Source organism: Deinococcus arboris (assembly GCF_009755355.1).
Lineage (GTDB): Bacteria > Deinococcota > Deinococci > Deinococcales > Deinococcaceae > Deinococcus > Deinococcus betulae.
In genome coordinates, this window is record NZ_WQLB01000001.1 from 169,584 (window position 1) to 191,604 (window position 22,021).

General features: G+C 65.9%; 14 protein-coding genes, 5 tRNA genes and 1 pseudogene. 9 read left to right on the forward strand and 11 right to left on the reverse strand.

Translation table 11 applies throughout. The features are described 5' to 3' along the window. The first annotated feature begins 80 nt into the window (after nucleotides 1-80). From GO986_RS00815 to GO986_RS00830, 4 genes are all read left to right on the forward strand, one after another. Nucleotides 81-3,281, forward strand: coding sequence for a type I restriction endonuclease subunit R (locus tag GO986_RS00815; protein WP_157457329.1), 3,201 nt, complete (start codon nucleotides 81-83; stop codon nucleotides 3,279-3,281). Next, nucleotides 3,209-3,994: a M48 family metallopeptidase gene (locus GO986_RS00820; RefSeq protein ID WP_157457330.1), complete on the forward strand. Its 786-nt coding sequence runs from the start codon at nucleotides 3,209-3,211 to the stop codon at nucleotides 3,992-3,994. Before GO986_RS00815 ends, GO986_RS00820 begins: the two co-directional genes overlap by 73 nt. Before the next feature lie 611 nt (nucleotides 3,995-4,605). After that, on the forward strand, nucleotides 4,606-6,705 hold the full coding sequence (locus GO986_RS00825) for a hypothetical protein (RefSeq protein WP_157457331.1): 2,100 nt from the start codon (nucleotides 4,606-4,608) through the stop codon (nucleotides 6,703-6,705). Nucleotides 6,706-6,802: 97 nt separating this feature from the next. Then, a complete protein-coding gene (locus tag GO986_RS00830; RefSeq protein ID WP_157457332.1) occupies nucleotides 6,803-7,369 on the forward strand; it encodes a hypothetical protein in 567 nt (188 codons plus the stop codon). A gap of 498 nt (nucleotides 7,370-7,867) precedes the next feature. On the opposite strand, the gene GO986_RS00835 is transcribed toward GO986_RS00830, so the two are convergent. The 8 genes from GO986_RS00835 to GO986_RS00870 all read right to left on the reverse strand — a co-directional run bounded on the left by GO986_RS00835 (nucleotide 7,868) and on the right by GO986_RS00870 (nucleotide 15,071). Further along, complete coding sequence (locus tag GO986_RS00835) at nucleotides 7,868-8,791, reverse strand: tyrosine-type recombinase/integrase (RefSeq protein WP_157457333.1); 924 nt, start codon at nucleotides 8,789-8,791, stop codon at nucleotides 7,868-7,870. A 156-nt stretch (nucleotides 8,792-8,947) separates the two neighbouring features. Continuing rightward, a tRNA-Met gene (locus tag GO986_RS00840) sits at nucleotides 8,948-9,024 on the reverse strand. A gap of 31 nt (nucleotides 9,025-9,055) precedes the next feature. Continuing rightward, a tRNA-Ala gene (locus tag GO986_RS00845) sits at nucleotides 9,056-9,131 on the reverse strand. A 71-nt stretch (nucleotides 9,132-9,202) separates the two neighbouring features. Beyond that, the gene (locus GO986_RS00850; protein WP_157457334.1) at nucleotides 9,203-9,877 is read right to left on the reverse strand and encodes a TrmB family transcriptional regulator; all 675 of its coding nucleotides are present in this window, start codon (nucleotides 9,875-9,877) and stop codon (nucleotides 9,203-9,205) included. 402 nt (nucleotides 9,878-10,279) lie between these two features. Further along, nucleotides 10,280-11,923 (reverse strand): GAF domain-containing sensor histidine kinase, encoded by a 1,644-nt coding sequence (locus GO986_RS00855; protein ID WP_369409072.1) that lies wholly within the window; start codon nucleotides 11,921-11,923, stop codon nucleotides 10,280-10,282. A gap of 98 nt (nucleotides 11,924-12,021) precedes the next feature. After that, nucleotides 12,022-12,780 (reverse strand): RNA methyltransferase, encoded by a 759-nt coding sequence (locus GO986_RS00860; protein WP_369409055.1) that lies wholly within the window; start codon nucleotides 12,778-12,780, stop codon nucleotides 12,022-12,024. Nucleotides 12,781-12,816: 36 nt separating this feature from the next. Then, the gene (locus GO986_RS00865; RefSeq protein WP_198170339.1) at nucleotides 12,817-13,689 is read right to left on the reverse strand and encodes a hypothetical protein; all 873 of its coding nucleotides are present in this window, start codon (nucleotides 13,687-13,689) and stop codon (nucleotides 12,817-12,819) included. Next, on the reverse strand, nucleotides 13,686-15,071 hold the full coding sequence (locus GO986_RS00870) for a glycogen synthase (RefSeq protein WP_157457335.1): 1,386 nt from the start codon (nucleotides 15,069-15,071) through the stop codon (nucleotides 13,686-13,688). Before GO986_RS00870 ends, GO986_RS00865 begins: the two co-directional genes overlap by 4 nt. Before the next feature lie 101 nt (nucleotides 15,072-15,172). Here GO986_RS00870 and GO986_RS00875 point away from each other — a divergent pair. After that, nucleotides 15,173-15,248, forward strand: a tRNA-Ile gene (locus GO986_RS00875). A gap of 13 nt (nucleotides 15,249-15,261) precedes the next feature. Beyond that, nucleotides 15,262-15,336 (forward strand) — tRNA-Val (locus tag GO986_RS00880). A gap of 391 nt (nucleotides 15,337-15,727) precedes the next feature. Here the strand turns inward: GO986_RS00880 and GO986_RS00885 are convergent. Further along, nucleotides 15,728-16,150 (reverse strand): hypothetical protein, encoded by a 423-nt coding sequence (locus GO986_RS00885; protein ID WP_157457336.1) that lies wholly within the window; start codon nucleotides 16,148-16,150, stop codon nucleotides 15,728-15,730. A 594-nt stretch (nucleotides 16,151-16,744) separates the two neighbouring features. Here GO986_RS00885 and GO986_RS00890 point away from each other — a divergent pair. Continuing rightward, nucleotides 16,745-17,464 (forward strand): annotated as a pseudogene (locus GO986_RS00890) (transposase). A gap of 281 nt (nucleotides 17,465-17,745) precedes the next feature. On the opposite strand, the gene GO986_RS00895 reads toward GO986_RS00890, so the two are convergent. Then, nucleotides 17,746-17,820 (reverse strand) — tRNA-Ala (locus tag GO986_RS00895). Nucleotides 17,821-17,914: 94 nt separating this feature from the next. On the opposite strand from GO986_RS00895, the gene GO986_RS00900 reads away from it, so the two are divergent. Together GO986_RS00900 and GO986_RS00905 are read left to right on the forward strand one after the other, a co-directional pair. Then, complete coding sequence (locus GO986_RS00900) at nucleotides 17,915-19,225, forward strand: HD domain-containing protein (protein ID WP_157457337.1); 1,311 nt, start codon at nucleotides 17,915-17,917, stop codon at nucleotides 19,223-19,225. A 58-nt stretch (nucleotides 19,226-19,283) separates the two neighbouring features. Next, on the forward strand, nucleotides 19,284-20,750 hold the full coding sequence (locus tag GO986_RS00905) for a glycoside hydrolase family 13 protein (protein WP_198170340.1): 1,467 nt from the start codon (nucleotides 19,284-19,286) through the stop codon (nucleotides 20,748-20,750). Nucleotides 20,751-20,810: 60 nt separating this feature from the next. Here the strand turns inward: GO986_RS00905 and GO986_RS00910 are convergent, their stop codons facing one another. Beyond that, complete coding sequence (locus GO986_RS00910) at nucleotides 20,811-22,016, reverse strand: molybdopterin molybdotransferase MoeA (protein ID WP_232337327.1); 1,206 nt, start codon at nucleotides 22,014-22,016, stop codon at nucleotides 20,811-20,813. Nucleotides 22,017-22,021 lie beyond the last annotated feature (5 nt).

The following is a 22,021-nucleotide window of genomic DNA, read 5'->3' on the forward strand; positions in this document are numbered from 1 at the left end:
AACGTGGCCCCTGCGGGGGTTCCTGACGGAACCGGAATGAATCCGCCGAGCTTTGCGACCTCTCTTCGTCCGGAGCGTCCATGACGCACGCCCACACGCCGCACGGCCCCGAATACAACGAGGTGGAATTCCCCCTGATGGGGCAGCTCAGTGGCCTTGGCTGGGACATTCTGTTGGGCGACGCGTTCGTTCCGGACCTGACCGAGCGCGAGTCGTTCAAGGAAACCCTGCTGATGGGCCGACTGCGGGAAGCGGTGCGGAAAATCAACCTGCCCCACTGCCCTTGGCTGGACGACGGGCACGTTGCCGAAGCGGTCAGCGCCTTAACCCGCCTGCCTGCTGGGGTCAACGGTTTGATGGCGGTCAATGCCCACCTGACGGCCCTGCTGCTCGACGGCGTGCAGGTGACGGGGCCAGACGGGAAGGGACACACGGTGCGCTTCGTGGACTTTCGGACTCCGGCCAACAACGACCTGTTGGCGGTCAACCAGTTCCGCGTTGACCCGCCGGGGTACACAGGTGGGCCCGGCTTCATCATCCCCGACCTCGTGCTGTTCGTGAATGGCCTCCCACTGGTGGTCGTGGAGTGCAAGTCGCCAGATGTGGCCTCGCCGATGAAAAAAGCCGTGAGCGACCTGCTCATGTACCAGAACCGGCGTGGCAGCCTGGAGCCCGAAGGCGTGGAGCGCTTCTTTCACACCGTGCAGCTGTTGGTCGGTACCAACTTCTTTCGAGCTGTCATCGGCACGGTGGGTGCCCCCATGGAGGCCTTCCTAACCTGGAAAGACACCTTCCCCTTCACGCGGGAACAGGTGCAGGCCAAGCTCGGCAAGACGAAGCTGCACCCGCAACAGGTGCTGGCAGCAGGTGTGCTCAACCCGGCGACCTTACTCGACTTGCTGGAGAACTTCACCTTGACCGATGCCGAGGGCAAGCGGGTGGCGAGATACCAGCAGTACCGGGCCGTTCGGCGGGCGCTGGCCCGACTGGAAACGGGCGAGACTCGGCTGCTCGGCTCGGAGTGGGACAAACGCGGCGGCATCGTCTGGCACACCCAGGGGTCGGGCAAGAGCCTGACCATGATGTTCCTGGTGCGGGCCATCCGCACTGTGCCAGAGCTGCGCCCCTTCAAGATTGTGGTGGTCACGGACCGACGTGACCTGGAAAAACAACTGGTGAGTACCGCGAAAGTGGCCGGAGAACCGCTGACGGTGGCCAGGGGGGTCAAGGCCCTCAACGCGGCCCTCTCCCAACCGGGAGCGGGGTTCGTGTTCGGGATGGTGCAGAAGCTTCGGGGGCAGACCGGCGAGGACTTCGACCCCCAGCAGGCTGTGCTGAACCCCAGCGAGAAGATTCTGGTGCTCGTGGATGAGGCCCACCGTTCACACACCAATACCCAGCACGCGCACCTGAGAGCTGCCCTGCCGAATGCGGCGCTCATCGGCTTTACCGGGACACCTATCATTCAGGGCCAGCAGAAGAAGACGCAGGAGATTTTCGGCCCCATCATTGACCAGTACACCATTCTGGAGAGCCAGCAGGACAAGGCGACGGTGCCGATTCTGTACGAGGGCCGCAGCGTCAAGGCGTTTCTGAAGGACGGTCAGTCGTTGGACGGGCTGTTCGACGTGTTCTTCGACGAACTCGACGATGCTGCCCGCAAGAAGCTGCAAGAGAAGTACGGCACGCTGGGTGAACTGCTCAACTCGCCCAAGCTGATAGCCCTGAAAGCCGAAGACATGCTGCTCCACTACGCTTCTCAGGTGCTGCCGAATGGCTTCAAGGCGCAGGTGGTGGCCCACAGCCGCGAGGCCGCCGTCGAGTACCACCGGGCCTTCCTGAAGGCGCAGGCCAGACTGGGGGAAGAACTGAACGGGCTGAACTCGCTCTTCCTGAGCCTGCCCCCGGAGAAGCTGGCCAGCCTCGATGAACGCACCCGTTCCCTCGTCGCGGCCCATCCCCACCGCGAACGGCTGAGCAAGCTGGAATTTGCCCCGGTCATTTCGGACGGCGGCAAGACTGACCCCGCTGACTGGGCGCAGTGGACAGACTCCACAAAGCAAGAAAGCCGCATCCGGGAAGGCGGGCAGTTCAAAAACCCGACTCACCCGCTGAGCATCATCATTGTCAAGAGCATGCTGCTCACCGGATTCGACGCACCCGTCGAGCAGGCACTGTATCTGGACCGAAACATCCGGAACCATGAGCTGCTTCAGGCGATTGCCCGTGTGAACCGGACAGCTCCACGCAAGAGGCACGGCCTGGTCGTGGACTATTACGGGGTCGGCCACCATCTCGCGCAGGCGCTGAGCGATTACACGCAGGCCGATGTTGCAGGAGCCATGACCTCCATCAAGGACACCCTGCCGGTCCTTGAGACGGCCCACCATGACGTGCGGCGCATCTTCTCCGAGGCTGGAGTCGGGCTGGACCATCGCGAGGACGGCGTGAACCTTCTGGCCGACCCGAAGCTCAGGGCCGAGTTCAAGGTCAGACTTTCGGCCTTTCTGAACGCGCTGGACATCGTGCTGCCCCGCCCCGAAGCTTTGCGATACGTGCAGGACGCGGCTCTCCTGGGCCGGATTGCCGACACGGCCCGACAGGTCTATGCCGAAGGAGAGACCGAACCCCTGCTGGGCGGCGGCGAGAAGGTCAGGGCGCTCATTGCACAGTATGTGGATGCCAGCGGCATACAGGTTAAGGTGCCGCGCATTGAGGTTCTTGACCCAAATTTCCGCCAGGAGGTCGGCGGCTTCACGTCCAAACGCACGCAGGCCGCCGCGATGGAACACGCCGCCCGGCACTTCATTAACACCCGGCTGGGCGATGACCCGGTGCATTACCGCAAGCTCAGCGAGCGGCTCGAAGAACTCCTGAAGCTGCACGCCCAACACTGGGACGCGCTGGTCGAAGCCCTGCTGGCCTTCTTCGAGGAGATGCAGGCAGGACGGCCCGCCGACGCCACTGGCCTCAATCCACACACCGAAGCGCCTTTCTTCAGCGTCCTCCTGGAGGCCCAGCCGGAGAAGCCCGAAGACCTGACTGGAGAGCAGGGCCAGCGGCTGATTGAAGGCACCGCTCACATCGTGCAGGCGTTGCGCCAGCGCACGGCGATTCCGGATTTCTGGCGCAATGCCGTGCAGCAGAGCCGGGTGCGAGGCTGGCTGGCTGGCTATCTCGACGACCAGGGCCTGATACCGTTCTCCACATGCGAAGCGGTGGCCGACGAGTTGATGGGGCTGGCGCGGCGGCTCCATCTGCGCTGGGTGACCCTCGACTGACGCCAGTCCCTGCCGAATGGACCCTGACGCTGCACGACCTGACCTTCACAGTGCGGGAGAGTGCCCGGCGCAGGACGGTGAGCCTGGGGCTGGAACGCGACGGAGCCTTGCTAATTCTGGCGCCCAGCGGCACAGATGCAGGCATGCTCCGGCAACTGGTGTTGTCCCGCCAGGACTGGCTCTACAGCAAGTTGGCTGACAAGACCCGCCTGCACCGTCCCCGCCGCGAACGGGAGTACGTGACAGGCGAGGGCTTTTTCTACGCGGGGCGGTCGTACCGGTTGCTCCTGACTGAGGGGGCCCCCGAAGAAGAAGGGCTCACGTTGAAGGGGGGCCGGTTTCGGCTGCACCGTGCCGAAGCGTCGCGGGGCCGGGAGCTGTTTATCCGCTGGTACTCCGGCCACCTCTCGACCTGGGCCGAGGAGCAACTCTTTCGGCTGCACTCCCGGTTGCGTGTCCAACCTTCCAGTGTGCGGGTGACAGACCTCGGCCAGCGGTGGGGGTCATGCGGCACGGGGCAGGCGGTGGCGCTGCACTGGCGGGTGGCGCTGTTGCCCCGCCGTATGGCCGAGTACGTGCTGGTTCATGAGCTGGTTCACCTGGAACATCACCATCACAAGGCCTCATTCTGGGAACGGCTGGAGGTGCTGCTGCCTGACTACGCCGAGCGCAAGTCGTGGCTGGCCTTTCACGGTGCGGAATATGACCTCTAGGTCGGTGGCGAAGCTCCTCATCGGCAAGACCTGGGTTGCGGCGGTGGACGACTGCGCCGAAGGGTTGCTTTTACATGTGTGAATCGACGCCTTCTTTCCGCCGCGAAGCGGCCAGCCTCAAGGTTGCAAATCCCTTCAGGAAAGCCCCCCTCCCTTCCTCAGAGTCGTTGCCCCCCAACGCCGCAGTCCGTGGGGTTGTAGGGTCCCCCCGACTACCCCGCCCCGGAGTTGCACGCGACCTGACCTCGCTTCGACGCACAATCGGTGAAGTCGTCGGCTGAACAGCCACCGCCGCCTAAAGGCGTCGGGCGCTCACGCGCCGATTGCTTTTGGAAGATGGCGGGGAACAAGGTGCGCGTAGCCAGGCACAGGGGGCGGCGTCTGACCGTCACCACGTCACCCTAAGTGGTCGGCTTGGCGTTCTTCCGAACTCAAGGAGAGAGATTTCTCGTTGGATTCGTTACCTCTTTATCAGGCGTTTTGGTAACACCAGGACGTTCCAACACTCTGAACACAGCCACAAAATAAGTAGTATTTCTGTCAAGGTTGCTCACCCGCCAGCCGTCCTCTCCTCCTGACGCCGTAACCAGACCTACCGAAACTTGACCGCAATGCGACCAACCAAGACCGTTCAACTCGAAGCCGCCGATGTTTCACCCATCATCCACGCCACCAGGTGGGGCGAAATTCATGTCATCGCCGCTCCCCCAGGAGGTGGCAAAAGCACAGCGATGTATGCGGCAGTCGCCGCCCTGATTGCCGAGGCCCATCGGTGCCCTGCTGGAGAACCTTACCGGGTGGTCTGGGCTACGCATGGCACCAGGGACGCCAACTCTCTGGGCGAGGAGGCCCGGCGTCAGCTCCTTAATGCATTTCGCACAGAGCGTCTCAGCAACAGGGTGCGAATCCTCAAAGGGTTTGGACGGACACACTCCGCCGGGGCGTACTACGCGCAGTTCAGATGGTCCAAGGACACCTCGGTCTACGTCGTGAGTCACGCCCACCTTCCGCTGCTGCTAGCCCCCAGCCGCCCGCCGCACTACGAGCAGTTCATGGCGGACGTAGACCTCGTGGTGATTGACGAAGACCCCCTGGATTCATTGGTGTACAGCCTAGGCGAGGAGCCGGGTGGGCTGACGCCCGCCTGGATTCTGTGGAATGACGTGATACCCGGTAAGCCAGGCACCATCAGTCAAGCCCTGCATCAGGTCATGCAGCAAGTCCTGTCGAACGAGATTCCTGAAGACGAGCTGGCAGTGGTTGAACACCCCATTACGGGCGTTACAGCAAAGAGTCTGACCGGGCGGCCCTTCTGGACTCGATTCGTGGCAGCCCCGCCTGGGGCGCCGGATTGGGCGAGGTTTCAAGAAACTCTCCAGGCCGCCGTCAAAGCCGAAGACCCAAACGACATCGTTCCCGACGAAGTTGTTGAGGCGATGCGCGAGGACTTCGCCGCCTCATCGGTCACCCCTACGAACAGCCAGCGGTTCGGTGTCGTGTGGGAGCAGGGCAAACCTATCTCCGTCAGGTTTAGGGCGAACGTCCTCCGTACTCTTAGGGGCGACAGCCCACCCATTCTTGTTCTGGATGCCTACGCCGATGCGGCGGTGGGGCAGTATCAGGCCGTTTTTCAGCAGCACCAAGTTAAGTTCAGGCAGGACTGGCCGGTGGTACCCCTTGACGTGGAAGTTCACAAGGAGTGGCACATCCACCGCAAGAACCTCTTGGATGGCGACCAGGAGCCGAAACGCAAACATCTCCTCGGAGAGATTGGGGAACTGACCAGCCGCCATAAGGCGGGCACCCTGGTCCTTTCATACCGGGAAGTGACCAACCGCCTGAAGCTCGGCAAGTTTCAACCTGAATGGGCTGTCCGGTTGAAGCCGCCGTTGACCTTGGCCTGGGGTCCAGCAGCGGATTTCCAGTCCATCGAATTTGCGTACTGGTTCGCGGGGCGCGGCGTGAATGCCTACCGGGGACGACATGTGGTGGCTCTTCATCCGCCAGCCAAACCGAGCCTGTACCAGGCGCATTTTCTGGCTGCCATCGAGCCGCACAGTGCGACCCGCCGGGAACGCATGGCCCGTCACCTGCGGGTCACGGAGCTGCTCCAGATGCTGCACCGTGGCCGTCAGACCACTTTCGAGCTTGGTGACCCAGACCGGCCACGGGTTATCACCGTTTTCGACCTGGACAAGTTCGACAGAGAATTGAGGGGCAGCGAATGGCTTTCCATCGCCGAATACGTTCCACTCCGCTCCTTCACCAAATGGGCCAAACGCCCCCATCAGCCGGAGGCCGTCCTAGCATTGAGCTGCGAATTGTTGAAGATGTACGGCGGTCTGCCGCACCTCTGCTTGGTCGTCCTAGGGTTGTACACTCCTCGTCCTGCCGAAGCGAAGGCACTTCTCTGCGTGCAAGGCGCCATGCTGGGCCACCCACGTGGCAGCACCCCCCTCCTGAACGCCTGGCAGGGGACTTTACAGCCCCTGTACGCTGAACTTGGGGAATACAAGCCAGCCACCGGGATCCAAGTCTCTAGGGTGCTGGACATCTTTAGAAGAGACTCGGAGCTGGCTCACTTGCAGTCCTTTCAGGTCATGCTCCCAGCCGAGTTGGGAGGCGGTCGCAGCCGCGTCTACGCTGAGGACGAGCGAGTTGCCAGAGCAGCCATGTTTAGGCTCACGGGATACGACTGCCACGTCTTTTGATTTCTCTTGAATCCAAACATCCCTCTTCGCACACAACCCCACCTTCTCGACCGCCCGGTACCCGCCGGGCGAATTTTCTTGCCTGCTGGAGGTACTCATGAACCACAAGAACATCGACCTATCTCAACTCGCCGCCGCCCATGCCCGTGGGCTCAAGGACAACGAACTCGCTCAACACTTTGGCCTCAGCCTTTCGAGCATCAAACGCCGCAAGAAGGCCCTCAACCTGGGCAGCAACCATCAGCCAAACTCAACGGGAACGCTCGGCGAGCGCTTGGTTGCAGAACATCTGGTCACGCTCGGCTTGACCGTTCATGTCATGCCGCCAGGCTCGCCCTACGACCTCCTCGTCAACGGCTGGCGAGTAGATGTGAAAACGTCGGCTACATCCAGACATGGCGAGGGCCGTCACTTCCGGTACGTGCTGCCGGAGGTGCGGCCCTCATTCCACGGACAACATCTCTATGCCAAAGACTACGCGGCGGATGCCAACTTCTTGCTGCTCGTTGTGCTCCAAAATGAGCGGCTCAGCGCCGCTTACGTTGTTCCTGTGGCGGAGCGCCAGGCGTCACTGACGGTTCACCCAGAGTCGCCGTTTTGTCCCCTGGCACCCTACCGTTCCGCCTGGCACCTGCTGACGCCCGCTCAGCAGAGGACGGGGTGAGGGGAAAGCGCCAGAAGGGCACGGTCTGGGCCAGGATATCCACGATGAACTCCAGCCGTTCACAGTCCAGGGTCATCTCCCATACTGGGCTCTCACCGCCTGCTTGACCCAGCCGTGCCCGCAGACCGGTGACCTGCCAGCCGTCCCCAGCCAGCAGCACGTCTACCTTCCCCTGTGCAATGGCGGCACGCCACTGCGGCAGCGTGGCCCGCAGCCCCTCGGCGTGGTTGGGCTGAAAGTCCGGCTCCGTCCAGTGGCGCTTCAGCTTCGGGCTGAGCGGGTCACTGTCCAGGTCGTTCATCACTTTTTCTAGTGGGCTGGTCGCTATCCAAAGCAGGAGCGTGCTGGCTAATTGAAGCCCGACAGACGCCTCGTTGGAAATGCCGTAAGGATTGGTCTCCCGCCAGCGGATATGGGCCAGATTGCGCTTCAGGGCAAGGGTCGTGAAGCGCAGACGCTGCTCAGAACTGAAAGTGCCCTCTCGCATCTGCCCTGGCATCATGGCCTGCCGCCTGTGGTCCCCCGGAGACTGGCATGGTCGGCAGGCGACACCCGGATGTGAGCCACTTTGAGGTCTTCCGGCAGGAGGTTCACGTAGCGGCGGGTCATCTCTAGGCTGGTATGACCCAACACATGTTGAAGCGAAAACACGTCGCCGCCGTTGCGCAGATAGTTGACAGCAAAGGCCCGGCGGAAGGCATGCGGGGCAGCATGCGCCCTGGGAATACTGACAGCAGCTGCGAGGTCGGCCAGGAGCTGCGACACGCCAGACCGGGTCAGGGGCTCTCCACTTCGGCCCAGAAAAACGTTCGGTATGCAGGGATGCTTCGGTTTCCTGGCTTTCCGGATGTACCGGTCTACCGCTTCTGTCGAACGCAGGCCCAAGGGCACAACACGTTCCTTGTTCCCTTTCCCCACCACCCGGAGATGGCCCTCAGTGAGGCGCACGTCTGTCACCTGGAGACTGGCCACCTCAGCCAAGCGCAAACCGGTGTCGAACAGAGTCACCAGCAGGGCCGTATCCCGGCTTTTCTGCGGCCCCTTGCGGGCCTCTGCCAGCAGGAGGCGGTACTCGTCAGGACTGAGCGTCTCCATGAGCTTCTGGGGCTTCCTGGGCCGTTCCAGCCGCTTGGTAGGGTCGCGTTCCAGCAGCTCATCGGCTACGGCCCAGCCGAAGACGCCACGCAAAGCGCGGAAGTGGGCGTCTATGCCACCTTCTGCAAGTCCCCGAGACTGAAGATGCTCCATGAAACCGCGCAAGTCACCAATTCGCACCTCGGCTGCCACCATCTGGTGACCTTCTCCTTCAAGGTAGGCCGTGAGTGCCCGACCTGTGGCGGCGTAATACGTCACGGTGTATGCACTACGCCTGCGCAACTTGAGATGCCTTGCGTGCCGCTGCCAGAGTTCAGTGAGGTTCATTGACCCCTCCTTTCTGACGGCCTCCGCTGCTGGTTTGGTCGAGTCGTGTGCTGAATTGCCTCCTGCTAGAAAGTACACGATTCGGCAAATCTCATCTCGCTCATCTCCACGAGTACAAAAGCGAAAACACCGTCATAGACGGTGTTTCCTTGCGTGTGGTGGCGATGCCCGGACTTGAACCGGGGACCTAACGATTATGAGTCGTTCGCTCTAACCAGCTGAGCTACATCGCCTTGAAAAAACCCCGCTTGCAGCGGGGCCTCTTGGTGGAGCTGAGGGGATTCGAACCCCTGACCTTCTGAATGCCATTCAGACGCGCTCCCAACTGCGCCACAGCCCCAGGTTGTTCTGTTGGCCTCGTTTGAGGCTCAGATAGATTAACAGCGGCCCCCCAAGCTGTCAACACCAAATTCAGGCGGGGGCCGCGCGCTGCTGGGCGCTGAGCTGCACGTAGCCCTCTATCAGGTGAATGATCACCGGGTTATGGGTGTGGACCCCGTGCGCCTCGCCCGCGCCGCCTTCCTCGATGAAATGGGCGATCAGGGCGGCCTCGCCGTCGCGGGCCAGCAGGAAGGCGCGCTGCCCCGGCGCCGCGATACTGGGCAGGCCCGCCAGCTCGGCGCGGCGCAGCGTGACGCCTCTGGGGCTCAGGCGTTCCAGGCGGTCTGCCAGCGTGGCCTCACCGGCCATGTAGAGGCTGCGCCGGGCATTCAGGGTCAGGTCTTCACAGAGGCTGCGAATGGCCGCCTCGCCGTACAGGTGATACACCGCTTCGGGGGCGGGGTCGGGGGCCAGGCGCGAGAGGTCACGGTCCAGGGCCCCCAGCCGGTCGTCAAAGGACCGCCGGGCGCGGGCCAGGTACTCGCGGGCACTGAGCGGCGCGTATTCCAGGGGGTTCTGCCCCACCTTGGCGGCCAGGCCCCGGCCTTCCAGGCGTTCGAGGGTCTCGTAGATTTTGGGTCGGGGAATGCCGGCCTGACGCGCAACGCGGGCCGGCACCGCGCGCCCCAGGGCCAGCAGGGCGGTGTAGGCACGGGCCTCGTATTCGGTCAGCCCGAGCGCTTGCAGGTGAATCACGGCGCTCATTGCCTCCCAGCATACGGGATGGGGCGCGCGGCGGAACGCCGCAAGGGCCCACCACAGTCAGGACGGCCTGTGCCGCTCTCGTCACGCGGTAGCCAGGTGCCACAGCTGAACGACCTTCGCTTTGACCCTGTCCTTGCCAAAAGGCCTCGAAACAGCATCAGAGCAAAATCTTTGATCCCACACGTCAAGGCCTGGCTCTAAAACGCCCTGCGTCCGGAGGCCAGGGTGAACGGCAGGGGTCAAGAGGCTTGTGCAGCAGCTGGCACGTACCACTCTTGCTCAGGTTCGTGGAGCAACCCCAATACTGTTCTCAGCACATCCCGCTCCAATCACTTCCGATCTCGGTGTTCCGCCTTAATCTACGGGGCTTCCTGTCCCGGCGGCGCCCAGAAGCTGACCGCCCTAGCCCTGGGGCATATCGGCTTCGATCAGGGTGCCGTGGCCAGGACTGGACAACACGCGGTACTCCCCACCCCGCGCCTCTATCCGCTCGCGCATCTGCAGGAGCCCCAGGCCGCCCGCACTGCTGACCCGGCCGGTCAGGCCCGCAGGGTCAAAGCCAGCGCCGTCGTCCTGCACGCGCAGGGTCACGCGCTCGCCGCCGTGGAGGGTCACCTTGACCTCCTGGGCGCGGGCGTGTTTGGCCACGTTGTTCAGGCTTTCCTGAAGGATACGGAACACCACCGCCTCGTCGCCCGGCGACAGGTGCACGTCGCCGCTGATGTTCAGGGTCACGCGCACGCTGTTCTGTTCGCCAAAGTCCAGCACGTAGCGCTGCACGGTTTCCAGCAGGCCGTAGCGCTCCAGATCAATGGGGCGCAGCGCAAAAATAGAGCGCCGGACCTCCCGAATCTGTTCGCGCAGCAGCGTCGTGGCGGCGCGCACCTCGGTCTCGGCCTTGGCGGGGTCGGCGTGCAGTTGCCGCGCCACGATGTCCAGCTTCAGGGCGGCGAAGGCCAGCGACTGCGCCACGCCGTCATGAATCTCGCGGGCGATGCGGGCACGCTCGTCACTGATGGCCAGTTCCTCGGAATACAGGTAGGCGCGGGCGTTGCGCACCGCCAGGGTGGCCTGCCCGGCCATTAGGGCCAGCAGCGACACGCGGGCCGCGTCAAAGGCGCGGTCACGGGCGTCCCCCAGCACGATGACGCCCACCAGGCCCTCCTCGTCGCGCATGGGCAGACCCAGGACGCTGCGGGCGTCGGCAAAGACCTCGGCGGCGTCCCCACCGGCCGCGCTTTGCGGCTCGCCGGCCTGCGCCACCTGCTGCGCGAAGGGCGGCGCCGGCAAGCCGCCGCGTTTCTCGCCGTGGCGGTCCTGGGCGTATTCCAGGCGCAGCACCCCGTCCTGGTCACTTAAAAAGATGGCGCGGGCCTCGGCGCCCACCCGCTCGGCCATTGTGCGGGTCACGCGGGCCAGCAGGCGGCGCAGGTTGCGCTCGGCGCGGATGCTCTGGTCCACGGAATACAGCGTCATGAGGTCCAGGGTGCGCTGACGCACCGCTTCCACACCGCGCGCCACCTCGGCGGCCAGCGCCTGGGCCAGCGCCTCGGTGTCCTCACCTGGGGGGTCTGTAAAGCCCAGCGCCAGCGCCCCGCCGCCCGGCACCGGCACCTTGAGGGCGTGCCGGACCTCCGGGGGCGGGGTGGGGGCCGCGCTGGCGCTCAGCCCGCCAGGGACCGTCAGGGTGGCGTGGGCGGCGCCGGTGACCCGCAGGGCGCCCCGGGCCGCCACATCCAGCACGGCGCCCATGTCGGGGGCGTCGGTCAGGTCGCGCATCAGGGCCTGCACCGCGCCGAGCTGGGCGTGGCTGGCACTCAGCTGGCCGTAGAGGTCGCGCAGGTCGCGCTCGGCGCGCTCGCGGGCGCGGGTGCCCTGGGCAATCCACTCCACCGAAAAATACGTCACCGCGGGCCCCACCAGGCCGTAAAACAGCAGATGCGCCCATAGCTCCTGACGCGACGAAGGCAGGCGCGAAATCAGAAATTCCACCACCCCCACCACCAGCACGATGAGGGGCGGCAGCACGTTGCGCACGACCCGCACCCGGTCTGAGAGCCGGAAGCCGCGCTCCTCGGTGTCGGCGGGTTCGGGAACGAGCGCGACCACCTCAGCTGAGGTGTCTGTCAGGTCACCAGGCCGGCTCAGGGGGTGTCCTCGGTGGGCTCGGGCCCCTGTGCAGGCGGCAGCGCCGCTGGACCCCGGCGCGCGGCGTCCTCGACCTTCCAGGCCACCTGACGCAGCAGGCCGCGAAACAGGCGGCTCTCGGCGCTGGACATCAGCGCGCGGTCCAGCACGGCCCGCCACAGGCGCAGGGTGTGGCGGGCGCGCACGGCGTCGGTGTAGCCAATCAGGCGCATCGTCTCGTGCAGGTGGCCGTACATGGCTTCCATCTCTTCGCGGGTGGCCGTCTTGCGAGTGCGCTCGGGCAGCTCGTCCACGCCCTGCAAGAACTCGTAGCAGACCAGCAGCACCGCCTGGGCCAGGTTCAGGCTGGCGTACTCGGCGGTGGGCACCCGCACCGTCACCTGGCACTGTTCGAGGTCGCTGTTGATTAGGCCGGTTTCCTCGGGCCCAAAGACCAGAGCTGGGGCCGCCGCCGCGCGCACCAGGGGCCGCAGGTGGCCGGGGTGCTGCGGGGCCGGCAGGTCGGCGCGCAGGCGGGCCGTGGTGCCCACGCTCAGGTCGCGGTCGGCCAGGGCCTCGCGCAGGGTGGGATACAGGCGCGCTTCGCGTAGAAGGTCAGCGGCGTGCACCGCCATCGCCACCGCGCCCGAATCCAGATGGTCGCAGCGTGGGGCCACCAGGCGCAGGTCACGGGCGCCCATATTCAGCATGGCGCGCGCGGCGGCGCCAATGTTGCCAGGGGTTTTGGGAGAGACAAGCACGACGGCCAGATTCACGCCCCCGATGCTATCAGCCTGCTTCTGGACAGGGCCTTACGGCGAGGCCAGCAGCGGCGTCTCGCCCGTGACATGAAGCCCCCAGCCCAGGTCGTGCGCCAGTTCCTCGGGGGTGTCGCCCCAGGAATCCATGCTCAGGTGGGCGGCGCCGCGGGCCCGCAGCTGCGCCGAGACCCCGGCCAGCAGGGCGGCGCGTAGGCCCGTATGACGCCAGGCCAGGGCCACCCCCGGCGCGTCCAGGCGCCCCACCGGGCGGCCGTCCTCGTCGTCTATCGCGGCGCGGCACACGCCCACCCCGCGCCCGGCCTCGTCGAGTGCCACGAGGCTGAGTTGCGGGTCAAAGCCGCCGGCGCCGTCCTGGGCGGCCTCGGGGGTCACGGCGTGGTGGCCGATGCGGTCTTCAAAGGTGCGCAGGGCCTCCAGCCGGGCCTGCACTGGGGTTTCAGCCAGGGCGCGCAGGATGACCCCAGCGGGCGGCGGCGCGGCGCGGTAGGGCGGGCGGCCCTCCAGGCGGCGGTAGGCGCCGACCTCGCGCCAGCCGGCCGACAGCAGCGGCTCGGGGGTAAACAGGTGGCCGTCGGCAAACACGTAGGCGCGGCCCACCCCGGCGTAGGCCGCGCCCACCAGCAGCGCGGTGACTTCGGCGCGGCGGGGGCCAGCAAACACGCCGCCCAGCAGTTCCGCGCCGTGGGCCGGGCTGGGGCGCGCGCCCGCCGCGCCCACCACGACCTCACGCGCCTGGCCGTCCAGCAGCTGCACCTCCGAGACCAGCCAGGCCGCCGCGCAACTCTGCGCCATCCAGGCGACCTCTGAAACAGGCACTTCATAGAGCGCCGCCAGGGCCGGGGTCAGGGCCTCCGGGGCCACCGCCTCGGCGTGCAGGTCGCCCAGCCCGACCTCGCTGCTCATGCCTCCAGCCCAGCCACGGGCACCAGGGGCGCGGCCTGCACCTCGGCGTATAGGGCCAGGTAAGCGGCGGCCGGGCCGTCCCAGCTAAAGTTCAGCGCCATGCCGCGCTTCACGCGCGCGCGCCAGTCGGGGCGATTGGCAAACGCCGCCAGGGCCTCACGGCACGCGGCCGCCAGGGCGTCCGGGGTTTCGGGGCCAAACCGGAAGCCCACGTCAGCCGACACCGTGTCCACCAGGCCGCCGGTTTCGCGTACCACCGGCAGGGTGCCGTAGCGCATGGCGATCATCTGCGACAGGCCGCAGGGTTCGAAGCGGCTGGGCATGGCAAAGGCGTCGGCCCCGGCGTAAATGCGGTGGGCTAGGGCCTCATGCATGCCCTGCACGAACACCACGCGCCCGTGTTCGGCCCAGTCGCGCAGCCCTTCTTCCAGGCGGGGGTCGCCGCTGCCCAGCACGACCACGTTCCAGTCCTGCACCAACTCGGGCAGCGCCGAGAGCAGCACGTCCATGCCCTTTTGCTCGGCCAGGCGGCTGACCGCCCCCAGGATGGGCGCGCCGTCCAGCCCGAACTCGGCGCGCAGGGCGCGGCCAGCGGCCACCTTGCCGCGCAGGTCACGGTAGGGCCGAATATGCTCGTCCTCACGGGGGTTCCAGCGGTCCTGGTCCAGGCCATTGATGATGCCGCTCAGGCGCCCCTCTGCACTGATGCGGGCCAGCAGGCCCTCCAGCCCCTCGCCGTACGTATGGGTCAGGATTTCCTGGGCGTAGGTAGGGCTCACGGTCGTGACCTGCGAGGCAAACACCAGTCCCGCTTTCATGAGGCTCACGTCGCCGTGAAATTCCAGCGTGTCGGGGGTAAAGGCCCAGCCCGGCAGGCCCGTCCAGGGCGCGCCGTCATGAATGTTCCAGCGGCCCTGGTACTGCAGGTTATGCACGCTGAAGACGCCCGGTACGCCGGCCAGCCGCGCCCAAGCCACACTGAGCCCGGCCTGCCAGTCGTGGCCGTGCACCACGTCCGGGGTCAGCGACAGGGCCGCCAGCGCGGGCCACACGGCCCGGCCAAACTGGGCAAAGCGCCACACGTCGTCCTGGTGATACAAGCCAGGGCGGTCAAAGGGGATCAGGCCCAGAAAGAGGTAGCGCACGCCCTCTGACTTGACCTCACCAATGCGCAGGGTACCCAGGTCGGGGGCACCGGGCGCCTGCACCTCGCCGCGCCAGACTTCTCTCACCTCCTGGCAGATGTCGGCGTACCACGGCGACACGACCGTCACCTCGGCGCCCTGGGCCGCCTGCACGGCCGGCAGAGCGCCCAGCACGTCGCCCAGCCCGCCAGAACGCGAGAACGGAAACACCTCGGAAGCCACATGCACCACACGCATACCCGCACTGTACCTGCCGCCCCCGGCCAGGGCGCAGGGTTTGACAACACGAGAAGGGCGCTGCTACACTTCCCCTCGCCTTGAAAGGCGGCTGTGCCCACGGGCTCTTAGCTCAACGGTCAGAGCAGTCGGCTCATAACCGATTGGTTGCCGGTTCAAATCCGGCAGGGCCCACCACAGGTCATTTTTCGGGCGGTTAGCTCAGTGGTAGAGCATTCGCTTCACACGCGAAGGGTCGTAGGTTCAAATCCTATACCGCCCACCAACTCAGACGAAGAAACCCCCAGGTTCTCCCTGGGGGTTCGTCTTGTGTAGCGCGTTTGTGTAGTGATGCCGCTGGTTTCTGTCGCTCCCCTGCATACTGCGTTGTATCGCTCAGTCAGCTTTGGCAGAGTTTCTCGAAGCCTGAGCTATACGCATTGAACTGAGAAGGCCCTGCCCCAGTGTCAGGGCCTTTGGCTTGGGGTCTCCCCTATCAGTCCACGATCACCAGCCCCACCGCCCGCGCCTGCCTGAGCTGTCTGCTGTGCCAGTATCACCGGGAAGGGCCAAGCACCCGTCTACGGCGGTTCAGGTCGCCCATCTGGGCCAGGTCGCGTTTCACGCCCCCAGCTTAAACCGCCCGCCCGAAGGCAGGCGGTGTCAACCAGTGGCTGTCAGTTGGCGCGGAAGACGGGGGCGCCCACCCAAGTCCCATTGACTTTGCAAAAGCCGTAAACCTCCAGCGACAGGCCATAACTGAATCCCCGGTAGATGGACTTGTGGCTCTCGTTGAAATCCCAACTGGGCGCCTGGTACGGCGCCCACATCTTGATGTTCATGCGCACCGCGCCGTCGTTCTGGTGAATAACCTGAAAGTAGTTGCTGCTGGTTCCAATCTCCTGAAACTGCTTCATGACACAGCGCCCACCTGCAAATTCGACACGGCGGATCATCGGCATATTGGCCTCGGCCGCGGTCAACAGCTGGCTCCCGGCAGCCGGCGACGCGGCTTGCGCGACTTCAGCTGCTGGGGGCGTCGTGGCATTACATGCAGTGATCAGAAGGGTACTGAGGCCTAGCAGGGCGACTTTGCGCATGAGGATTCTCCTTGGGGCTTGAAGGGGGTGAGGGGCAGCGAGAGCCGTTGACTTTGTAGTCAAAGGCACAACTGAGGGAACCGGCCTATTTGGCCACTCCCGGCCTGACTGAAGTTGTGAATTGGCTCAAGGCCGTGAAAAGGAAGCATCTTGCCGCCATCCCTCCCCGCCCCCCGCCAGCGCAATCCCTTCCCAGATCTTCAGCCGCCGCTGCCCACTGGGTCGTCTGGAATGCCGTGGATTCAACAGGGCTTGAGTCCTTCTTCAATCAGGCGACCGACACTCCCTTCGCCCCGATACGCGGCGCTGAACTCGTACCATCCTTGTGCCTTAGCCTGGCCCAGAATGAGGCCCTTGAGCGCATAGACGTTCGTGCTGCTGGCTTGGGCCAGAGTGATGGCCTGATCTGGCCAGCAGATCAGGGTGCCGCCGCTGAACTGGAGTGAACCATCTCCCGGTTACAGGCCCACTGTGCGGGTTGCCAATACCTCTGAGCTGCGTCAAAAGACCGAAGAACACGATGATGCCGACGCACCAATTCACCGCGAAGAGGGGTTGACTTGGAGTGCAAAAAATGAGGCAGGGGCGGTACTTATGAGCCGTCCCGACCTCACTGTGCCCCCCTGTCCACCGCTGACACGCGCCTCAGTCGCTGAGTCGGCCCACACCACGCCCACGAGAACATCTCTGGTGCAGAACTCTTGGCGGCCGCGCTTCTTCGGAAGCTGCACACAGTGCCGTACTTCGGCCGGTGGTGGCAGTTTCTCCAGTTGAACCACTGCCCGCACTTCCCATCTGAACTGCAGGCCCAGCGCCGACTCAATGGTCGAGCGTCTGGCCACCCAACTCCAGCGTCTGGATTTCGTCGCTGTCGCTGTGGATTCGGCGCCGCTGTCCGTCTCGGCCTTCAAGCGGGCGCCACGGTGCACGTTTCGTGGGACTCGTGATGGATTCAGCGCAGCGGGGCCAGTGTACGGCTTCAAATTGCATGCGTGGAGCGCCCGGAACGGCAAGATTGTCAACAATGAGATTCGTCCCGTCAATGAACATGATTTCAGCGTGCTGTGCGAGATGAATGCAGAGTGGAGACAAGGGCTATCAGTCCGGCACCTGCCTGAACCCGCCGAAGGTCAATGGCAAGCAAGTCGATCCGCGCTGGAAGGACGAAGACGGCGCTGCAAGAAAGTGCATTGAGTCTGCGTTCTCTATGCTCGTCAAGGCTGGCGACAGGTTAGAACCTACCTCAGTCGCCGCTTGAGGGTCGCGTTGGGCATCCTCGCCCACAACCTCAAAGTCATTGACCTCAGGAGCTGATCGCCACCCTGTCAATCCCCGCTTCCCGGTAATTTAGACGAAGAAACTCCCGCCAGCTTTGGCAGGGATCAGTTTTGAAGACGGCGGCTCCTTACAACTCCGGCGACGCCAGGTGCCTCCCAATTGCCGTTTACCACGCCACAACAGTTCGCCGGGTCCCTCCTCCTCAAGTCACCTGAGGGCCAGACACCGGGCGCGGCAACTCTTCTCTCTGCTACGACCAAAGCAGCGCACACAGGTAAAGATAAAAAGAAACCACCGCTCTGGACGGTGGTTGTCTTTGGTGGAGGCTTGGGGATTCGAACCCCAGACCCTCCGCTTGCAAAGCGGATGCTCTCCCGCTGAGCTAAGCCCCCTCAGCGGTGGGCACTGTAGCAGAGGCGCGCCCGCTTGGCAAGAGTGAGCCACATGACGCAGGCACAGGAGGCGCAGCGGCGCTAGCTTGGGCCTATGTTTCGCCGCCGTCTTCCCCTGCCGCCCTTCCCGCCTGGCGCGGTGCTGGTGGGCGGCGCCGCCCGCGACTGGCAGCGGGGCGTCGTGGCCAAAGATTACGACTGGGCCGTGCCCGACCCGGCCGGAGCGGCGCAGCAGTTGGCAGCCCAGACAGGCGGCTCGGCTTTTCCTCTGGACGAAGAACGTGGGTACTGGCGGGTCAGCGCACCGGGCGGAATCCAGCACGACCTAGTGCCCCTGCCCGACGACCTGACGGCCGATCTCCGCCGCCGGGACTTCACGGTCAACGCGCTGGGGGTGCTGGCCGATGGCCAGGTCATTGACCCGGTGGGCGGTCTGGCCGACCTGCGCGCCCGCCGCCTGCGCATGGTCTCGGCCGAGAATCTGCGCGCCGACCCGCTGCGCGCGTGGCGGGCCGCCCGCTTTGAAGCCACGCTGGGCTTTCGGCTGGAGAGCGCCACCGGGGCAGCGGTGCGTTCGGTGGCGGCTGACCTGGTGGGCGGCGCGCTGGCCCTGCCCGCCGCCGAGCGCATCCGGGACGAGCTGCACGCCTTACTGCTTCACCCGGAAGCGGCGCGCGGCCTACTGCGCTTAGAGGACCTGGGCCTGCTGGCCCTGACCTTGCCTGAACTGCGCGAGGGCCTGGGGCTGACCCAGGGCGGCTTTCACCATCTGGACGTGTTTCATCACGGGCTAGAAGCGCTGCATCAGCTGCTGGCCCGCCGCCCCGACGCGCCCTTGCCGCTGCGCTGGGCGGCCCTGCTGCACGATGTGGGCAAGCCCCGCACCCTGGCGCGCGATCCCCAGACGGGCCGGGCCTCGTTTTACGGGCACGACAAGGTCGGCGCGGCGCTGGCCGCCCAGCTCCTGACCCGCCTGAAACTGCCAGGCGACGACATTCGCCGCGTCTCGGCGCTGGTGGGGGCGCATATGGTGCCGCTGCCGGCAGGCGAGCGCGAGGCCCGGCGCTTTGTCCACCGCCGCCGCGACCTCTTGCCCGACCTGCTGAGCGTCATGCTGGCTGACCGCGAAGCGGCGCGCGGCCCCGCCAGCAGCGAGGCGTCGCGCCGGGCCTACGCCCACGCCATGAGCCGGGTGCTGGCGGCGCTGGAGGCCCAGCCCGCTCCACCCGCACCACTGCTGCGCGGCGAAGACCTGATGGCCCTGCTGGACACGCCGCCGGGGCCCCGCATTGGGCAGGTCAGCCGCGCCCTGGCCGAGGCGGCGGCCCTGGGCGAGGTACAGACTCCCGAACAGGCGCGCGCCTTCGCCGTGCGCTGGGCGCAGGCCAACCCCGCACCCGTCTAGCCGCTGCAATCGTCTGTCAGAGGCGCGAGAGCCTGGGGCCGCTATGCTCGGGCGCGACATGGAAGCGCTCCATCCTGACCACGCCCACGACGCCCACCCCATCACGCCCGAGTGGGTGACGGACGCGGTGTTCTACCAGATTTTTCCCGACCGCTTCGCCCGTTCGGGGCGGGTGGGGGGCCTGAACCTGCAACCCTGGGGCGACAAGCCGCACTTTCACCGCTACATGGGGGGCGACCTGTGGGGCGTGACCGCCCGGCTGGACCACATCCAGAGCCTGGGGGTCAATGCCATCTACTTCTGCCCGGTGTTTCAGTCGGCGGCCAACCACCGCTACCACACCCACGACTACTACCAGGTGGACCCCATGCTGGGCGGCAACGAGGCCCTGCGCGCGCTGATTGACGAGGCGCACGCGCGCGGCATTCGCGTGGTGCTGGACGGCGTGTTTAACCACGCCAGCCGGGGCTTCTTTCAGTTCAACGACCTGCTGGAACAGGGCGAGGCCAGCGCCTACCGCGACTGGTTTCATGTCGAGGGCTGGCCGCTACAGGCCTACGACGACACCCGGCCTGCAGGGTACGCGGCGTGGTGGGGCAACCGCGCGCTACCCAAGTTCAACACGACTCACCCGGCGGTGCGCGAGTTTCTGTGGGACGTGGCCGAGCACTGGATTCGTTTCGGCATTGATGGCTGGCGCCTGGACGTACCCAACGAGATTGACGACGATTCGTTCTGGCAGGAGTTCCGCCGCCGCGTCAAGGCAATCAACCCCGACGCCTACATCGTGGGGGAAATCTGGGGCGACGCCCACCGCTGGCTGCGCGGCGATCAGTTTGACGCCGTGATGAACTACCACTTCACCCGCCCCTGCCTGGCGTTTTTTGGCGCCCAGACCCTCGATCACCCCATGAATGAGCGCAGCGGCACCGGCCGCGTAGAGCCGATGGACGCCGCTGCCTTCGGGGCCCGCATGACCGAAGTCACGCAGCTCTATCACCCGGATGTGGTGCGGGTGCAGCTCAACCTGCTCGACTCTCATGACACCGCCCGCTTTCTCACCGCTGTGGGCGGCGACGCCACGGCCTATCACCTGGCCACCATTTTTCAGATGACCTACGTGGGCGCCCCCTGTATCTATTACGGCGATGAGATCGGCCTGCCCGGCGGCCCCGACCCCGACTGCCGCCGCGCCTTTCCCTGGGAGGAGGGCACGTGGAACCAGGACACCCTGGCCCTGACCCGCGCCCTGACCGCCGCCCGCCATGCCACCCCCGCCCTGGGCCGAGGCACCTTTGAGGTGACCCATGCCAGCGGTGACGGCCTGGTCTATGCCCGCCGCCACGCCAGCGGCGATGCCTACGTGGGCCTGAATACGGGTCTACAGACCGCGCATCTGCCGTTCACCGGGGTCAAGGCCGGCGCCTACCGTGACGTACTGACGGGCCGCACCGTCCACTTGACCGGCGACACGCCGCTGGGCGTGCCAGGACGGGGGGCGCTGGTGCTCGTGCCGCAGGAGTAAGTGGGGAGGAGGGAGTGGTCAGTGGAAAGGGCACCTTGCTTCCCACTGACCACTCTCCACTTACAGCAGCATCACCTCCACGTCGTCCCCTGCGTTCACCGGCTGCCCTTCCGGCACAATCACCAGGGCGCCGGCCTCGGACAGCGAGCGCAGCACGCCGCTGCCCTGCTGACCGTAGTCGCGTACCACGCCGTTCTCGATAACGCCGCGCCAGAAGGCGGTTTTGTCTGGCAGTGCGCGGAAAGATGTGGCGGCGCGCAGCCGCAAGGTCTGAGGCGGCTGACCCGTTAAGGCCGGCCGCACGATGACCTGAAACACCACCAGGCTGCTGACCGGATTGCCCGGCAGGCCAAACACCGGCAGCCCGTTCCAGCCGCCCAGGATGGCCGGGCCACCGGGGCGCATCCGCACCTTCCAGAAAGCCACGCGGCCCCGGTCCAGCAGCAGGTCGCGCATGAAGTCGTACTTGCCCATGCTGACGCCGCCGCTACTGAGCAGCACGTCGGCGCCGCCCGCGCGGTCAACGGCAGCTTGCAGGGCCTCGGGGCTGTCGGGGGCGCGGCCCAGGGCCAGCACCTCGCAGCCGCACTCCAGCAGCAGGGCGCTCAGGCCCACGCTGTTGGAGTCGTACACCTGTCCTGGGGCCAGCGGCTGACCGGGCGGCACCACCTCGTCCCCTGTGGACAGCAGGGCCACGCGCAGGCGGCGGCGCACCGGCACGGCGGCGTGCCCCAGTGCAGCGGCCAGCGCCAGCTGGGGCGCGGTCAGGGGCAGGCCCGCGCGCAGCACCACCTCGCCGGTCCGGAAATCGCCGCCCTCGTGGCGCACATCGGCGAGGCTGGCGGGGCGCGAGAGCCAGGTCAGGGCCTCGCCTTCATCGGTCAATTGCTCGACAGGGCAGATGGCGTCGGCGCCGGGGGGTAACGGCGCCCCGGTATAAATCCGCACGCACTCGCCGGGACCGACCATGCCGGCGAAGGCGGCCCCAGCTCGGCTCTCGCCCACCACCCGCAGGCGCACCGGCGTCTCTGGGCTGGCCTCCAGGGTGTCAGCCGCGCGGGCCGCGATGCCGTCCAGGGCGCTTTCGGTGGCGCTGGGATGACTGACCAGGGCCGGGAGGTCGGCGGCCAGGAGGCGCCCTGCCGCCTCGGCCAGCGGCACTGTTTCGGTGTCCAGGGGGGGCAGCAGCGCAGCGAGCATGGCGCGGGCCTCCTCGACGCTGACGTGCATGGGAAAGGGAGAGGAGGCGGGCTGAGGCGGGCGCATGAAGG

Coding starts and splice junctions, on each gene's coding strand:
- GO986_RS00815 (WP_157457329.1), top strand. CDS start 81: ATGACGCACGCCCACACGCCGCACGGCCCCGAATACAACGAGGTGGAA.
- GO986_RS00820 (WP_157457330.1), top strand. CDS start 3,209: ATGCGAAGCGGTGGCCGACGAGTTGATGGGGCTGGCGCGGCGGCTCCA.
- GO986_RS00825 (WP_157457331.1), top strand. CDS start 4,606: ATGCGACCAACCAAGACCGTTCAACTCGAAGCCGCCGATGTTTCACCC.
- GO986_RS00830 (WP_157457332.1), top strand. CDS start 6,803: ATGAACCACAAGAACATCGACCTATCTCAACTCGCCGCCGCCCATGCC.
- GO986_RS00835 (WP_157457333.1), bottom strand. CDS start 8,791: ATGAACCTCACTGAACTCTGGCAGCGGCACGCAAGGCATCTCAAGTTG.
- GO986_RS00850 (WP_157457334.1), bottom strand. CDS start 9,877: ATGAGCGCCGTGATTCACCTGCAAGCGCTCGGGCTGACCGAATACGAG.
- GO986_RS00865 (WP_198170339.1), bottom strand. CDS start 13,689: ATGAGCAGCGAGGTCGGGCTGGGCGACCTGCACGCCGAGGCGGTGGCC.
- GO986_RS00870 (WP_157457335.1), bottom strand. CDS start 15,071: ATGCGTGTGGTGCATGTGGCTTCCGAGGTGTTTCCGTTCTCGCGTTCT.
- GO986_RS00885 (WP_157457336.1), bottom strand. CDS start 16,150: ATGCGCAAAGTCGCCCTGCTAGGCCTCAGTACCCTTCTGATCACTGCA.
- GO986_RS00900 (WP_157457337.1), top strand. CDS start 17,915: ATGTTTCGCCGCCGTCTTCCCCTGCCGCCCTTCCCGCCTGGCGCGGTG.
- GO986_RS00905 (WP_198170340.1), top strand. CDS start 19,284: ATGGAAGCGCTCCATCCTGACCACGCCCACGACGCCCACCCCATCACG.
- GO986_RS00910 (WP_232337327.1), bottom strand. CDS start 22,016: ATGCGCCCGCCTCAGCCCGCCTCCTCTCCCTTTCCCATGCACGTCAGC.